Source organism: Anaerotruncus colihominis, from assembly GCF_010206195.1.
GTDB classification, from domain to species: domain Bacteria; phylum Bacillota; class Clostridia; order Oscillospirales; family Ruminococcaceae; genus Anaerotruncus; species Anaerotruncus colihominis_A.
On sequence record NZ_VIQT01000009.1, the window covers coordinates 660,819 to 677,042 of the forward strand.

General features: G+C 53.2%; 15 protein-coding genes. 6 read left to right on the forward strand and 9 right to left on the reverse strand.

The features are described from left to right. Positions 1–10 precede the first annotated feature (10 nt). Positions 11–472 (forward strand): hypothetical protein, encoded by a 462-nt coding sequence (locus FMM72_RS07410; RefSeq protein ID WP_162221028.1) that lies wholly within the window; start codon positions 11–13, stop codon positions 470–472. 89 nt (positions 473–561) lie between these two features. Continuing rightward, on the forward strand, positions 562–696 hold the full coding sequence (locus FMM72_RS17395) for a hypothetical protein (protein WP_257431058.1): 135 nt from the start codon (positions 562–564) through the stop codon (positions 694–696). A gap of 7 nt (positions 697–703) precedes the next feature. Here FMM72_RS17395 and FMM72_RS07415 read toward each other — a convergent pair whose 3' ends face one another. The 4 genes from FMM72_RS07415 to FMM72_RS07430 form a co-directional block, all read right to left on the reverse strand. Then, the gene (locus FMM72_RS07415) at positions 704–1,735 is read right to left on the reverse strand and encodes a hypothetical protein (protein WP_162221029.1); all 1,032 of its coding nucleotides are present in this window, start codon (positions 1,733–1,735) and stop codon (positions 704–706) included. After that, positions 1,732–2,886 carry a hypothetical protein gene (locus tag FMM72_RS07420; RefSeq protein WP_160210097.1) on the reverse strand — a complete coding sequence of 385 codons (1,155 nt, stop codon included), beginning with the start codon at positions 2,884–2,886 and terminating at the stop codon, positions 1,732–1,734. Before FMM72_RS07420 ends, FMM72_RS07415 begins: the two co-directional genes overlap by 4 nt. A gap of 64 nt (positions 2,887–2,950) precedes the next feature. Further along, entirely contained in the window at positions 2,951–4,726 is a 1,776-nt protein-coding gene (locus tag FMM72_RS07425) for a hypothetical protein (protein ID WP_162221030.1), read from the reverse strand. A gap of 67 nt (positions 4,727–4,793) precedes the next feature. Then, on the reverse strand, positions 4,794–5,459 hold the full coding sequence (locus FMM72_RS07430) for an ATP-binding cassette domain-containing protein (RefSeq protein ID WP_160210099.1): 666 nt from the start codon (positions 5,457–5,459) through the stop codon (positions 4,794–4,796). A gap of 172 nt (positions 5,460–5,631) precedes the next feature. Between FMM72_RS07430 and FMM72_RS07435 the strand changes: the two genes are divergently transcribed. Beyond that, positions 5,632–6,495: a YitT family protein gene (locus FMM72_RS07435; protein ID WP_160210100.1), complete on the forward strand. Its 864-nt coding sequence runs from the start codon at positions 5,632–5,634 to the stop codon at positions 6,493–6,495. Between the two features lie 105 nt (positions 6,496–6,600). Here the strand turns inward: FMM72_RS07435 and FMM72_RS07440 are convergent, their stop codons facing one another. Then, positions 6,601–7,452, reverse strand: coding sequence for a class B sortase (locus FMM72_RS07440; RefSeq protein ID WP_160210101.1), 852 nt, complete (start codon positions 7,450–7,452; stop codon positions 6,601–6,603). 251 nt (positions 7,453–7,703) lie between these two features. Here FMM72_RS07440 and FMM72_RS07445 point away from each other — a divergent pair, with 251 nt between their 5' ends. The 3 genes from FMM72_RS07445 to FMM72_RS07455 all read left to right on the forward strand — a co-directional run bounded on the left by FMM72_RS07445 (position 7,704) and on the right by FMM72_RS07455 (position 10,333). Further along, on the forward strand, positions 7,704–9,215 hold the full coding sequence (locus FMM72_RS07445) for a polysaccharide biosynthesis C-terminal domain-containing protein (RefSeq protein WP_162221031.1): 1,512 nt from the start codon (positions 7,704–7,706) through the stop codon (positions 9,213–9,215). 98 nt (positions 9,216–9,313) lie between these two features. Beyond that, entirely contained in the window at positions 9,314–9,754 is a 441-nt protein-coding gene (locus FMM72_RS07450) for a cell wall hydrolase (protein ID WP_162221032.1), read from the forward strand. A 180-nt stretch (positions 9,755–9,934) separates the two neighbouring features. Continuing rightward, the gene (locus tag FMM72_RS07455) at positions 9,935–10,333 is read left to right on the forward strand and encodes a hypothetical protein (RefSeq protein ID WP_160210104.1); all 399 of its coding nucleotides are present in this window, start codon (positions 9,935–9,937) and stop codon (positions 10,331–10,333) included. A gap of 90 nt (positions 10,334–10,423) precedes the next feature. Here the strand turns inward: FMM72_RS07455 and FMM72_RS07460 are convergent, their stop codons facing one another. The 4 genes from FMM72_RS07460 to FMM72_RS07475 all read right to left on the reverse strand — a co-directional run bounded on the left by FMM72_RS07460 (position 10,424) and on the right by FMM72_RS07475 (position 16,223). Further along, positions 10,424–11,749 carry an MATE family efflux transporter gene (locus FMM72_RS07460; protein ID WP_160210105.1) on the reverse strand — a complete coding sequence of 442 codons (1,326 nt, stop codon included), beginning with the start codon at positions 11,747–11,749 and terminating at the stop codon, positions 10,424–10,426. Between the two features lie 239 nt (positions 11,750–11,988). Continuing rightward, positions 11,989–13,326: a uracil-xanthine permease family protein gene (locus FMM72_RS07465; protein ID WP_162221033.1), complete on the reverse strand. Its 1,338-nt coding sequence runs from the start codon at positions 13,324–13,326 to the stop codon at positions 11,989–11,991. Between the two features lie 96 nt (positions 13,327–13,422). Beyond that, positions 13,423–15,741, reverse strand: coding sequence for a xanthine dehydrogenase family protein molybdopterin-binding subunit (locus FMM72_RS07470; protein WP_160210107.1), 2,319 nt, complete (start codon positions 15,739–15,741; stop codon positions 13,423–13,425). Then, complete coding sequence (locus FMM72_RS07475) at positions 15,738–16,223, reverse strand: (2Fe-2S)-binding protein (protein WP_160210108.1); 486 nt, start codon at positions 16,221–16,223, stop codon at positions 15,738–15,740. Before FMM72_RS07475 ends, FMM72_RS07470 begins: the two co-directional genes overlap by 4 nt. Position 16,224 lies beyond the last annotated feature (1 nt).

Below are 16,224 nucleotides of genomic sequence, written 5' to 3' on the forward strand. Positions count from 1 at the left end.
GGAGAACCGTATGACGCCATTGGAGCATATTGACGCGTATAAGATCGGCCTTGAGCTGGGGCTTTATGAATTGGATGATCTTTCCGATTTTCTTGACCGGCAAATAGCGGGGCTTGACGACGTACCATATATATACATTGATCTGGCTTTGGCGATTCCTTTAGGCATTAAGCATGTCTTTCACTGTATCTCGGAGTATTTTTCAGAGAATCGATATACCCCCGAAAACCGGCCGGACTGCCCTGTGGAAAAAAGCCTGATCGGCCTGATTCGTGACCGATACCAATCCGGCGAGGCGACGCTTGAGCAGACCTGCAGATGGCTGCACTGGCTTTCCCTCCACTTTGAGCCTTACTCTGCCATGAACGCTGCCGAGGACTATTACACGCTGGCATGTGAGGGGATTGTATTCTCGATCGATCAGGTGGAAAACATGGTTGAAGCAATCCTTTTGCGCGGCACCCAGGGATAACTGTCCTGCGGCTGGTATCACCTCTGCGCTTTTGACTGGAAGCCGGCAAATGCTTCCGCCCGCTAAAGCAAACAAATGCGTCCGCTCCGATGAAGCGGACGCATTTGTTTTTCCGCGATTTCCATACGATTGCCAAAGGATACGCTCCCATCAACGGTCAGGACGGCATCGGGACGCGTCTGCATATCGCTCCGGCCACAAAGGGACAGATATCAGTTCTGTGATCATTCGTCACAGGATCGCCATCAGACGCAGGCAACACCAGGCTGGCGACAGAAAGCGCAGCACGCCCAAGCCGGCAGGCAGCAGCACAGGATCGACGATCGCTCCTGAACAGACAACGCAAGTCAGCAAAAACAGAGGCAAAAGCGCAATAACAATGCCCGTCCACCGACGCAGCCGCGACATAAGCGGACTGATGACAGCCGTCAATATAGACAGCGCGCAAAATGCCAACACACGCGCACCCCCGTTGTATGCGCCGTCTTTAAGAAACAACGCGTGCATAAGTCCATCTGCGGCAAGCAGCACCGCCAGGTTAATCATCACGCCAGCCAGCGCTGGTGCGAATGCAGTCACGATCCTATGGCCGGAAAATACAGCCAATTGACGGTATGCAGCGGCGCGCCCCTCCCCCTCCAGCAGGGCGGACAGGACCGCCATGCCGAAAAATACTGTTATAAGCACGGCATAAAGCAGCGGCTGTACACCGCTGTCCGCCAGCGCCTCTATGGGAGCGCCCTCTCCGCGTGTGCGCAGTTCAAGCGACAGAGGCGGTTCGCTGACACGCAGGCGCTCATAGGTGAACGCCGCGTTGCTGCCGTCGATGCCATTGTCCTCCAGAAAGGCTTTCGCCATCCCAGGTGCGCGCGCATCCATATATGCCGCGAGGACGATTTCGTCGGTCAGGGGACGCATATAGGAGGCGTCTGTCAAATAAACAGTCACAGGCGGTTCCATCTGATCGTCCAGCCGGTATCCACAGTGGAGCGCACCCGCGCGCACATCGCGGCGCAGCGCGTCGTCGTCCATGTAGCGCGTCACTGTAAACCCTGCGTTTCCAAGCAAGGCGTCTGCCGCCGCCGACGCTATATCGCCGGATGCTGTCACGCCGATCTGCAAATTTACGCCGTTGTTCTCAGGAAGCACCGCGGCCAGCAGAAGCATGACAGCGAGAAAAAAAGCTGTCGACACATAAAACGCCGCTGACCGCAGCGCCGATTTGAGCTGCACAAAAAGGAGCGTTGCAAAATAGCGCATCATTGTCCGGCCACCTCCCCGCGCCACCAGAAGACCGCTGCGGCCAAGTACAACAGAACACCCATTACCAATGGCTGCCAAAGCTGTGCGGCCGAAAGCTGTTCGCCGAACAGTGCGGCACACAGGCGCAGGCCCTGGCCGACAGGCGTAAACGGCGCGATCCGGGAAAACACCTCCGGCATCAGAGCCAGCGGCAAAAAGCAACCCGCACACAGCCCTGTCCCCACAGAAAGCAGCAGGCATGCGCCAGCGCACATTTTCCACTGTAAAAAAAGCGTCGACAGCGCCGCAGAAAACGCAGATGTAACAAAGGCAAAACCAATATAAACCGGCAGCTTGCCAGCTGCAAAGCCGTCGAGCCAACATGCAAACAAAAAGATCGGGAGCGCAGCCATGAGCATGAGCAAAAAGACATGAAGCCCAGCCACGGCAAATAGCCCGCGTGCGTGCGCAGCGCGGGCAAAGCGCCGCAAATCCCGGATCACGGGCTGAAAGAGAAAGCCATAACTGAAAAACAGGACGGAAACCGCTGCCGCCAAATAATAAAGCGGCAGCGACAACGCGCCCGATGCGGAAAGCGTCTGCGCCTCTACCAGAGAGAGGCGATCCAGAAACGCGCGCACAAACAGCATATTGATCCCCATAACCAGTTGATCGTATTGCTGCGCCGACATCCCTTCTCCATAAGAAACGGACTCCTGCACAGTGTAAACGCCGAGCTGTGCCGCGGTTAAATCGGTGGCCGCCGCGTCAAGAAGCTGGCGTACCCACATCGCTTCCAGAGGGGATGAAAGGTCCAGCTCAATAACAGGGCTTTTATTTTCTCCATTTAAAATACTGTCAATGAATCCCTCTGGAATGGTTATGACGGCCGCATATGAACCGTCACGCGCCTGCTGCGGCGTTACAAACTGCATATCGAGCAGCTTTTCGGCGCTCTCCATTGAGGCGGCCGAACGAAGCGCCATCCGGCTGATTGGATTGGTATCAAGATTGACGACGGCTACCGCCGCCTTTGGCTGCTCCTGTTGCGGCAATACGGAAAAAGCCGCGTATACGAGCGCCGCGCAGACTCCAAGCACGCAAAGCAAGCACAGCAGCCGACGGCCGCTGTGCTTGCATGCAATCAGAAATGAGGTCGCAAACAGTCTCATATCGTTCCCTTCGCCGGCTCTTTTCAGCCGTTAGGACTTATTTGAAAAGGTCTCATAAAACCGATCAACCCATAGAGGCGCTCATAATCAAAGGCAGCAGCTTGCCGAGCGTCGCGTTGAGTCCGTCGTTATATTTCTGAAGTTCAGCGTCAAGCTCTTCTGCCGTCATGCCAAACAGGGGCGTCTGCTCGCCGCTGAATTCATACGGACCTTCAATCGGTTCCGAATCGGCCTTGAGGCTGAATACGATTCCCATCTTTTCACCCGCCGCGGTCACAGACGCCGACAGCGTCGGAAAATCATACGTCATTTTGCCGCCGTCGGCTGTGATGGCGCCGCTACAGCTGATATCATAAGCAAAATCGCTCATCAGGACATCCATGGGGATTCCCATATGAATATTCATATCAAACTTGCCCTCCTGGTCGGCCGTCATATCCACCGACATATTGAGAGCGACCGGATCGCCGCCCATGCTGCCGGGCGCGTTCTCCAAATTCATATCCATGGTAAAGTCAACGGCATATACGCCGTTCTGATAGGAATCGGACATATCCATTACAAGCGTCATTGCCTCGTTATTCTGGGATATGACGGCCTGCGCCATAATTGATTCGTCTCCGCTCTCAGAGATATTGAAATCAGCAGTCAGCGATTCAATCATCACACCGTCAACCGGCTCGGCCGGCGGCGTCACCTCGAAGTGCATGGTCTGAATCTGGTTTTTCGCACCGACGCCGATTGTAATGGTTGTATCCATCTCAGGCATGCCGGCCTGGAGCGGCTCAATCAGTTCTTTTGTAAACAGATCGGCAAAGGAATCCGCGCCGTCCAACCCGGCGGCGAACATACCGCTGTATATCTGGCCAAGCTCCGAATCGACATAGATATAATTGACCAAATCGATCACAAACGTCTTAACGTCCTTACCCGGCACTTTGATCACATACTGCTGCAAACCATCTGTCTTAGCGCCCTTTTCATAGGCTGCGTTTTCGAGCGCCTTGCCGGCGATCGCATACATATCGGCCTGCATTTTCTTATAATCCAGCCCATAGAATGCGCCTGACATACCAAGCTCGGAGCTCAGAAGCTCCTGCATCGCCAAAAGTTCCTCGTCGCTTGAATAGCCGTCGTAAAACGGGCTGTTTTTATAATCCTGCGCAAAGGTCTGCGGATTGATTGACAGCACAGTGTCCGAGAAGGTCGGAACATGAAATGCCAGCAGATCCGGCGAAATATAACCGTACAGCTCCACCAGATCCAGATCCCCTAAATGCAGCGAACCGCTCAGTTCCGTGATGGAATTTTCCGGATCGGAAACGAGATTGCCGCGGACGCCGGCGCCGGCCAGCAGGCTGTTGATCAGGGCGATATCCTCCCCGCCGCCCGCAACGTCTGTCTCAATCCTGGCAAATTGCAAATCATACGCCGTTTTGGACGCCTTCGGCTCCAAATTGCTCATCGCGCCCATACCGGGCACTTCCGCCATGATTTTATCCGCACGCGCCTGAATTGATTTGTTCGTCGCTTCAAATGCCTTGTCAACTGCGGCCTTCGGGTCGCCCGACGAGAAAACGCCGGAAAACAGCAGCACAATCGCGGCTACAAGCACAACGATCACACCGCCGATGATCAGCGGCAGCTTATTGGAACCGGGCTTGACGACCCCGGCGCCTGTGTCCGGAGCGGGTTCCCCCGTGTTCTCCGGCTGTGCGTCCGCCTGCATGGGCGCAGGCGCCGCTTTTTGCAGATCAATCTTTGGCGTACCGTCAGCGCCAGCATCAGGCTGCGCCGAGCTTTGTTCGTTCATACCCTCCGGCAGGTTCTGTTCATCCATTCAAAATGCCTCCTTTTCTTCCTTTCAGCGGACCATGCGGTCCGCAGCAACAAGGGCGTGGAGCATCCTACGCCCGGGATAACTGCTCCGCCGCCTGCGCCAGGCGGCATGCTTCATCACCTGTCAAGGCTGCCGGCGCGTCGACGCGGCCGCCGCGCAGCAAAACCATGACATCCGCGATGGACGCGATGGCGGAAGGATCGTGCGATGAAAAGAGCAGCCCAACGCCGCGCTGCTTTAAACCGCGCAGCAGTGCTGTGATATCGGCCCGGCCTGTCACGTCGAGCGCCGTAAACGGCTCATCCATGATGAGATAATCAGGCTGCGCCGCGAGCGCGCATGCAATAGCCGCGCGTTTTTTAACGCCTCCCGAAAGCCGCGATACCCGCCGGCCAGCAAATTCATACAGCCCGAGCGCCCGCTCGGGTGAATCATTGGCAAATAGCTTGGAACGCGGCCGATTACAAGCGGCATACCAAAGCGCAAGGTTGTCGCGCACCGACAGGTCGGCAAGCAGCGCCGTCTCCTGCGGGACATATCCCACGATTCCGTCGCAGCAAACCTCGCCGCGGTCAGCTTTCTGAACGCCGGCGGCAATGGTCAAAAGCGTCGTCTTTCCCGCCGCGTTCGCCCCCGCCAGGCATACGGCCTGACCGCGCTCGCAGCGAAGCGAAGCGCCGTCGAGCACATGCGCGGGACCATATGATTTGAAAATTCCCGCCAGTTCCAGCATCCGCATCCCATCCTTTCAAAGCAGTATATCATACTTTCCTCAAACAGGCAATCGACTTCCTAAAGTTTCCTTTTTATTCTTTTGCCAAATGCATTTTTCTCTTGCGGTGCAGAGGCCCTCTGGCGTATAATGGACTTGTATCCGGAATGCTTGCAATTTAAGAGGAACAGCCATGTCGAATCATTTCCGCATCGGCCGAAGCGATCTGAAAAAATTCTTGATCATTACGGTCAGCACCTTGATTGTTGTATGCGGCACGCACTTTTTCAAATTTCCCAATAACTTTTCCTTTGGAGGTGTAACAGGCTACGCTGTCGTGCTTGCGGAGTTTCTGCCATTTTCAGTCTCCACCATCAATTTTGTGATCAGTATGGCTCTGATCGTAATCGGCTTTATCTTTCTCGGACGGTCGTTCGGCGCACTGACCGCCTATACCAGCGTGCTGGTATCCATCGGGCTGTCTGTACTGGAAAAGCTCTATCCGATGAGCGCGCCGCTGACCGATCAGCCTATGCTGGAGCTGTGCTATGCGATTGCGTTGCCTGCCTTTGGTTCCGCAGTTCTTTTCAATGTCGGCGCTTCAAGCGGTGGCACCGACATCGTTGCCATGATTTTGAAAAAGTACACCAGCGTTGATATAGGTATGTCGCTCTTTCTCACTGACCTTGTGGTTGCCGTGTCCGCCTGCTTTGTTTTTGATATCAAGACAGGGCTTTTTTCCTTTATTGGGCTTATGGTTAAATCGCTGATGATTGACAATGTAATTGAAAACATCAACCTTTGCAAATATTTCAATATTATCTGCGATGATCCGGAACCGATCTGCCGCTTTATCGTCCACGAGCTGCACCGCAGCGCCACCGTCTGCGAAGCGCAGGGCGCATACACGCATGGAAAAAAATATATTGTCTTTACAGCCCTGCGGCGCCCACAGGCTGTCGCCTTGCGTCAGCACGTGCGCGCGGTTGAACCGAGCGCGTTTATCCTGATTTCCAACACCAGCGAAATCATTGGCAAGGGCTTTTTGAACAGTTGACGTTCGTCATAAAAAAAAAAGAGGCGCGTTCCCGCATGTGCGGGAACGCGCCTCTTTTTTTCATCCATATTGCACGCCATACAAGGGGCGGGACCAGCTTCAGCGTCAGGCCGCTGTATTCAAAAACGCAGGCGCCTTTGGCGTTTCATTGATCTTCAGCAACGCCTGTTCATGATAGCCTTCACCGTCGCGTACAAGCCGTCCCATTACAACATATCTCTGGTCAGGATTTTGTGAATAGGCGCCGTATTTATAAGAACAGGTTGAAAGTGTCAGAATTTTATCCTCGGGCGTAACTTCTACATCATAGCTGTACATGGAACGGGCACGCACATCAGCAAGCAGCATGTTCAGCCGTTCATCCGTATACTCGGCCAGATGATACGGGACAGGCGTCATATCAGCTTCGCAGTAAAATACGGCGAAAATTTCAAATACATGCTGTCCGCCAGGTGTTGTAAAATAGATATACGGCGTTTTTTTGGCGAATTCAACATCGTCGAATTTGAGCAGCTGCGCAAACTTGTCCGCTTCCGGATCGTCCTTTGTACCAAGCGGATTTCCAAGGTTATGGCCATATATGATCGCATTTTGCGGCAAATCCTTACCTTCATCAAACAGAACGCTCTCATAATCAAGGTAATAACAGCCGGCATAGCTGTAATTTTTTTTGTAGTCGCGGCGCAGATAGTATTCATTGTCCGTCGTCTGTACAACCGGCTCATTGATCTTTGTATCCGGAAGCTGAAGCCAGCCTACGACATCGGAATTATCCTTAATCGCCTGTCCAAGCTCCTTTGAAACATCCGGTATCGCGGGGACATAGTTGCCGCCGGCGTCATAACCGCCTTCCTGCGGCACTTTTGACGGCTCCTTTTTGCCACAGGCTGCAAACGACGCCAGCATAGCCGCCGCCACAAACAGGGCTGCGGCCCTTGTTCTCTTTATTTTAAACAAACTGGATCAGTCCTTCTGCAAAAATATTGTTACAGATAGTTTGCGCAGATCCTTGCGGTCTAACAGATAAAAACCAGAAAGAAATTGGTTCATGTGGAAGCTCATTCCTATAATTTTTTTCAGAGGGCTTTTTGTCACGGATGTTTCATATATTTTTATAGATTGCAACTATTCTTTGTGCATTTGCCGCCCTGCGGCAGGCGCATCTAATCAAAATGATCCCGGACCAGAAACGGCCCGGATGGTCAATTTTGAACCGTGGTGAAGCTATGAAAAAAGTACAGCGTTTTTTAATGAACGCGATGATCATGACAGCGACCTCCTTATTGATGAACGGGATCGGCGTCTGGTTCAACGTCTATATTTCCAACCGTCTCGGCGCACAGGGCATGGGCGTGTTCCAGTTGCTTATGTCGGTTTACGCATTTGCTGTAACGTTTGCGACTTCCGGCATCAGCCTTGCGGCGACGCGTCTCGTCGCAGAGGAAACAGCACGTCCCGGCGGCAGCGCCGCTGCCGCGATGCGACGCTGCCTGATTTATGCGCTGACCTTCGGCGGCGCTGCCGCGCTGTTTTTATATGTCAGCGCGCCGGCGATCGGACAATTTTGTTTGGAAAGCGTTCAGACCATCCGGCCTTTACGCGCGATGGCTCTGAGTATGCCGTTTCTTGCCATGTCCTGCGCACTCGGCGGCTATTTTACAGCCGTTGGCCATGTGGCCAAATCGGCGGCTTCACAGATTCTTGAACAGTTTTTAAAAATCACACTGTCTATCATCGGGCTTACATATCTGATTACAGATAATCTGGAATCCGCCTGTATGGCCATTATGTGGGCTGGCGTTATAGCAGAAGGGCTTTCATTTCTGCTGGCACTCCTCCTGTATCTATACGATGTACATCACAGGCGCGGTCCGGCCCGGACAGCCGGCCTTTCACGCCGGCTGCTTGGGATCGCGCTGCCTGTCGCAGTCAGCTCTTACCTGCGGTCAGGATTATCCACTGTCAAAAACCTGCTTGTTCCTGTGCGCCTGCAGGCGGCAGGACTCGCGCGCGGCGACGCGTTCGCAGCGTTCGGCGCGGTGCACGGGTTAGCCTTGCCCGTTATCCTGTTTCCCGCCGCGCTGCTTAATTCCTTCTCAAGCCTGATCGTCCCGGAGGTCGCCGAACGCCATGTCAGGGAACGCAGCGTCGCACATCTGATTGAGCGCATGTTCTCACTCAACTTGTTTTGCTCGCTTGGCATCTGCGGCGCGTTGTTCGCATTTGCGACTGAAATCGGCGCTGCACTCTCTCCCAACCCTGATGTGGGCGTCTATATCCGTCTGCTCGCGCCGGTTATCCCTATTATGTATCTGGACACAGCGGTCGACTGTATGCTCAAGGGAATGGATGAACAGCTAAGCGTTATGCGGTACAATGTCGTTGACGCGGCACTGAGTATGGCACTTGTCTATATTCTGCTGCCGATTATGGGTATTAAAGGTTATATTCTGGTTATCTGCTTAAGCGAGGTGTTCAATTTTTCTCTCAGTCTTGGCCGCTTGATCAAGGTGACAAAGTTCGAACTTGATTTGACAGAACGTGTTATAAAGCCGATTCTATGTATCGCAATCTCTGTACTGGCGGCCAAAATCCTGTCTCAGGCGGGGCTTTTTTCAGATGTCACCGCCCTGTCTGGCGCCTGCGCGCCTGTAGCCGTGGCAGCAGTACTTTATCTGTTGCTGACATGGGTTTGCGGCATCGATCCACGGCGAATTTAGAAGGCGGCTGGCTTCCTGTTTTCCGGATCTGTTCAGGTATAATCGCAGATGTCTCCATCATATCCATAAAGAGGAACTGCTTTGAGAAAAGAAGGTGTTTGTTGATGGATGACAGGGAGCTGTTTGCCCGATTGATCCAATGCGAGGCGGGAGGTGAAGGCGATAACGGTATGCGCGCCGTCGCAAGCGTCGTTATGAATCGTGTAAACGCGCCGGGCGGCGAATATAAACGTGTTGGGCAGGGCAGCATCCGCAAAATCCTGTACCAAACCGGCCAGTTTGTATGTATGTCCGAAACAGAGCGCGGTAAATATAACCCACAAAATATCTATAATATGAGTCCAGAACAAATTCATTATGACATCGCCGATTGGGCGATCGCAGGCAACCGCCTGATGGATCTTGGTACAGCACTCTGGTTTTATAATCCCTTTTCACCTACCTGCCGCCAAAATTTCCCCAGCCAGATTGGATACCTGATCACACGGATCGGCGATCATTGCTTTTATAACCCATCCGACGCTTATTTTAAAACTTAGAAGCTGTGCCAATTGGGGGAAGCGCATGGATGCGAGGAAATTTTTTTGTCCGGCAAGGAAGGAAAGCGCGGGAATTCTCACAGATTTCAAGCTTTCCTGACACGGTCCGAACGGGAAATTTTCCGCCAGGGCGCGTGCGTTTTCCATTGGTACAGCTTCTTAAAGAGAGGTGCTGCATAAATGCCAAACAACGACGGTTCTGTCAACATGGGACCATATGAGCCGACTCAGGAAGTCGCAGATCCCCAAAACAACGAGGAGGTTTACCTCGGGTCATTTAGTTCAATCATCCAAAACAATCTGGGAGCTTATGTTGCATGCGAGTTTTTAATCGGTACCAACAACCTGGAGCGTCGGGAGGGGATTCTTTACAGCGGCGGGATCAACTATGTCACACTGTACCAGCCAAGCGACGAAGCTTACATCGTCTGTGATTTGTATTCGTTGAAATTCCTGACTATCTATGATACGCGAAAGCGTCCGCGCGGCGGTATCAGTGGTTCTCCAGGCCCACGCAGATATGCGAACAACGCGCCGCAGTCACCCAATGGTTCCACTCCGCGTACGGCATGGCAATAATACACGGGCTTAGAAAAATCCCGGGAAGCAGCCGATCGGTTGCCTCCCGGAATTTTTCCAATGATTTGAAAGCGTCCCGCTCCATCTGTTCTAAATAAACTGCCGATTCTGCCATTTTCCACTCATAAGGCGCACCAAAAATACAACCGCACGGAACAGCCAGTCAACAAGCATCGCACACCATACGCCAAGCACGCCGAGTCCAAACATCAGACCCAAAATATAGCTGAATCCAACACGGAACACCCACATGGAAACAATGGAAATAATCATAGTAAATTTGACATCATTGGCGGCGCGCAAGCCGTTTGGAAGGGCAAACGAAGCCGGCCAAAAGGTAAAATTGCCAATGCAGCAGACGAGGCCAAGCTGCCAGGCCAGGGCAGCAGTCTGCGCTGAAACCTCAAACATACCGATGATCGGACGCATCAGCAAAATAATGGAAAGATTGAGCGCCAGATTCATCACATAGGCCGCGCCGGTCAACGCCAACATATAGTGCTTCGCCAGCTTATATTCACGCGCCCCGATACATTGTCCAATCACCGTCACCATCGCCAGGCTGATCGCGGCTCCGGGCATCTGCGACATCGTCATAACGCTATTGCCAACAGCATTGGCCGCCAACGCAATTGTCCCAAAGGTCGCAATCAATCCCTGTACCATGACTTTACCAATATGAAAAATACTGTTCTCCACGCCGTTTGGCACGCCAATGCGCAAAATATTACGGATCATAACCGGATGCGGCGAGAGATCACGCAAATTTTCGATATGTACGCGGTTTTGCTTGTGTGTTGTCAAAATAAAAAGGAATGCCGCAGCGGTCAAGCGCGCGATTAAGGAGCCAAGCGCCGCGCCCGCAACCCCCATCTTCAGTCCATAAATGAATGCCGCGTTAAATGAGATATTCACAATGTTCATAATCAATGCGGCAGCCATCGATATTTTGGAATTGCCCTGCGCCCGAAATAATGCAGCACATCCGTTGTAAATTGCAATCAGTGGATAAGAAAGCGCCGAAATTGCAAAATACGTCCGGGCATTTTCCATGACCTGCGGCTCAGCCGAACCAAACAAGGTGTCAAGAAGCGGTATCTTCCAAATCAGACAGGCGGTCATTAAAATAAAGGAAAGCAGCGTGACAACCATCACAAGCTGTTTCGCCGCAATATTGGCGTTTTCGCCGTCCTCTTTTCCCAAATATTGTGAAACAACAATTGCGCCTCCGGTCGCCAGGGCGGCAAATACCTGGAGCAAAAGTATATTGATTGTATCAACGAGCGATACGCCGGACATCGCCGCCTCGCCCACGCTCGAAACCATAAACGTATCGGCCACGCCGATCGTGGCGGCAAGGATCTGTTCAATAATCAATGGAATAATCAGACGCACAAGGTCACTTCGCTTAAACATATCGGCACCTCTTTCCAATGATTCCATTTTGCGCTTTTTGAATAAAAACTTCAAGCCACTTGCAAAATTTCGTAATATCAGCTGTTATGCCCATCTATTTCAATGTTAAATCTGTATAAATTTTCCGAATCCATACAATGGAAAAAGGCAGCCCCCATATAGGAAGCCGCCCTTTTCCATTGTCTGCAAGAATGCAGAGAAATGGAGCAAACACTTACAGTTTATATGTCGGATAACATTCAACCAATGACTTCTTTGACTTCATCGCGCACTGCATTCTGAGTAAATTCTTCCTCGCTGAACTCATAGTCGTTTCCAGGGAAGATCGCGTTGAGCAGGATACCAAGGAGCGCTGCAACCGCCAAGCCGCTAAGCGTAATGGATGCGCTGCCTACATGGAATGTAATACCGCCGATGCTGTTGAAACCAAGGCCGCTGATCATGATAATTGCCGCGATCAAAACGTTGCGCGATTCTGTAAAATCGACCTGATTTTCAACAACATTGCGCACGCCGATGGCGGAAATCATGCCATAGAGGATGAACGAAACACCGCCAATGGTGGCAGTCGGGATTGTGTGAATAAATTCCCCGAACTTCGGAACAAAGCCAAAGCAGATCGCCACAACGGCTGCAATTTCCATGATGACTGGGTCATAAACCTTTGTCAGCGCCAGAACGCCCGTATTCTCACTGTACGTCGTGTTGGCCGGGCCGCCGAGCATACCGGCGATGCTTGTTGCAACGCCATCGCCGATCAAAGTTCTGTGCAAGCCGGGGTTCGCGAGGAAATTGCGGTTACAGGTCGCGCCAATCGCCGCGATATCGCCGACGTGCTCCATCATGGTCGCCAAGGCAATCGGAACCATGATGATAATTGCGCTGACATCAAATTTTGCGAGAGTGATCGGTACCATTCCAATCATAGGGGCTGGGCCGACAGCGGAGAAATCAACGCCGCCGGTGACAACCGCCACAATATACGAGCCAATAATACCGAGCAGAATTGGAATAATTTTGATCATGCCTTTGCCGAAAATATTTGCGGCAACGACAATCACAATTGCTACTACGGCAAGCAGCCAGTTTGAACTGGCGTCATTAACCGCATTTGGGGCAAGAATCAGGCCAATGAGAATGATAATCGGACCAGTGACAACCGGCGGGAAAAAATGCATGATCCGCTTGATGCCGCAGGTGCGGATCAGCGCCGCCAAGACAGCATATACCAAACCGGCAATTACAATACCGCCGCACGCATAGGGCAACTTTTCCGCCTCCGTGAGCGCATTGCCCGCCGCATCGGTGAGCGGCAACGCCTTGACCGCTGCGAAGCCGCCCAGGAAAGCAAAGGACGAACCAAGGAAAACCGGAGCCTTACGCTGCGTCACCAGATGGAAAAACAGGGTACCGATACCTGAGCAGAACAGCGTCGTCTGGACATTCAGACCTGTGATAATCGGAACAACAACAGTCGCGCCGAACATTGCGAACACATGCTGAAAACCAAGCACAACGGTTTTCGGCCAGCCCAGTTCCTTGGGGGCGTTGTAAATCCCAGTATTTTTGTTGGCCATAAACTTACCTCCTCAATCGTGAAATCTCGTCTCCATTTCTCTATGTATCCAAGAGCCTACGCTCTGTATACCAGGCGCCCGGGGCGCGGGAGGCCGTCAGGCCTCCTGCGCTTTTTTCTCTTTCAGGGCTTTAAGCACATCGTCCGCTGTAATCGGCATCCGATAGAACCGGACGCCAAGCGCGTTGGCAACCGCATTGGCGATTGCAGGCGCCCCAGGAACCATAACCGGCTCGCCAATGCCGCGCGCACCGAACGGACCAGTCGGCTCCGCATGCTCCGCAACCTTAACGACCAGCTCCGGCATATCGTCAGCGGTCGGAATTTTATAGTCGACAAAACTCTTATTGAGGACCTTGCCATCCTTGAGCTTCAGCTCCTCAAACAGCGCTGTTCCAAGCGCCTGTACCATCGCGCCTTCCACCTGCGCATCGTACAGCTTCGGATTGATAACCTTTCCAGGGTCAAAGCAGGAAACCATCTTCAGCACGCGGATCTCGCCGGTTTCTGTATCGATTTCGACCTCGGCGCCGTTGACGCCCATTGTCCAGAATGCGACGGGCTTTGTCCCCTGCCCTGTTTCATGGTCAAATCCCATGTTGTTCGGCACAACAAACGAGCCTTTGCCGATCAGAGGACCGTGAATGCCCGAAGCGTCCGGCATCGTCAGACCGAGCGCAAACGTGCTGATGGGCACCTTTATCTCCGGATGCATCTTATGTACGACAAAACCGTCACGCAGCTCCAGATCGCGCTTCCCATAGCCCATCTTGATCTGCGCCAAATCAAGGATTTCATCGCGTGCGTCCTCGGCCGCCAGTTTGACCGCATTGCCTGCGCAGTATGTTGTGCGGGAAGCGACCGTCTGCCATTCATACGGCGTATGGTCGGTGTCGCCTGTGCGGATCGTGATCTTGGAAGGGTCGACGCTGAGAACCTCGGCCGCAATCTGCGTCAATGCCGTATCGGAACCCTGCCCGATATCCTGGCCGCTTGTCATCAGGAAGAAGGTGCCGTCCTCATTCATGCGGATAATTGCCGCTGAGGCAACGTCCGTAGGCATAGACGGCGATTTCCAGCCGCCGGCAATCCCTTTGGCGCGAATCTTTGTCGGCGAAGGCGAAACGGACGGTGTGTCGTAATCCATTTCCTTAACAACCGTCTCAAGGCAATCCTGATATCCCGAATCCTCAAGCACCTGTCCGGTCCCGGTGATACCACCGGCACGCAGGCCGTTGATTCGACGGATCTCCACTTCGGAAATGCCGATCTCACGCGCGACCATATCAAGGTTCTGCTCCAGGCCGAAATGGATTTCGCACATGCCGAAGCCCCTGTATGGACCGCCAACCGGATGGTTTGTATAAACGCAGTAGCTGTCCGCCCATGCGTTCGGGATATCATACGGGCCAAGCGCCGCCAGTCCGGCCGCCTTGACAATATTGACGCCGTATTCGGTATACGCGCCGGCATCCCAGACATATTCAACCTTTTCTGCAAGGATTTTGCCGTCCTTGCGCACGCCGGTCTTGATTTTGATATGTACGCCCTGACGGACATAGGAATCCTCGAATTCTTCCTCGCGCGTATAATTAAGCTTTACCGGCCGTCCGCAGTTGAGCATGGAAAGCGGGATTACGATGCCTTCAAGCGTCGTGCCGGCTTTCGCTCCGAATCCGCCGCCAACATACGGCGAGATGACGCGCACCTTGTTCAGCGGCAAATCGAACGACGCGGCCAACGCCTGACGAACCGCAAACGGCGATTGGCAGCTTGCCCAAACGGTCAGTTTACCGTCCGCTTCATACTGTGCGACCGCAACGTGCGGTTCGATCGGCACATGCTGGACATGCGGCACATAATAGGTGTGCTCCGTTACATAGTCGGATTCGGCGAAACCCTTCTCCACATCGCCCTTGCGCAGCTTGAAATGGTGCGAAATATTGGTACCCGCAATCGGGTGGAAGATCGGCGCGACCTTGTAGCTTCCAAGATCCGGATGAATGATCGGCGCATCGGGCTTCATACCCTCGATTGCATTCGTAACGGCAGGCAGCTCCTCATATTCAACCTTGATCAGATCGACCGCCTGCTGCGCGATCTCAAGCGTCTCAGCCGCGACAGCCGCGACAGCCTCGCCGCGGAATTTGGCTGTGCCCACCGCCAAAAAGTTTTTATCCTCCAGATAGAGTCCGCCGCGCTTTTTATAATATTCGCCGGTGATGACGCTCTTAACGCCCGGCAGCTTTTCAGCCTCCGAGGTGTCAATGCTCAAAATTTTGGCGTGCGCGTACGGGCTGCGCTTGACCTGCGCGTACAACATACGCGCCATTTTCATGTCGTCAACATATTTTGCCTGGCCTGTTACCTTTTTGATTCCGTCAACACGATCAATCGATACGCCTACACTTTTCATTTGCGCACACCTCCTTCAGTATGTTCGGCCACATCTTCAATGGCCTCGATAATCTTCTTATATCCAGTGCAACGGCACAGGTTTCCGCTGATTCCCCGCGCGATTTCCTCACGGGTCGGATGCGGGTTCTCACGCAGCAGCGCTGTCGCCGTCATCAAGAATCCCGGCGTGCAGAAACCGCACTGAAGCGCAGCGTGCTTGACAAACGCCTCCTGAAGCGGAGATAGATTCCCCTCGCGGTCGGCAAGTCCCTCGACGGTTGTAATATGCGCGCCGTCAAGCTCGGGGGCCAGCACCAGGCAGGCATTGACCGGTTTGCCGTTCATAATCACCGTACACGCGCCACATTCGCCGGCGCCGCAGCCCTCCTTCGCGCCGGTGAGATCCAACTCCTCACGCAGCACGTTCAGCAGCGTTTTATTCGCGTCAACATAAAGCTCGACCGGCTCCTCGTTGACGAAAAAGTTCACCTGATATTTCATC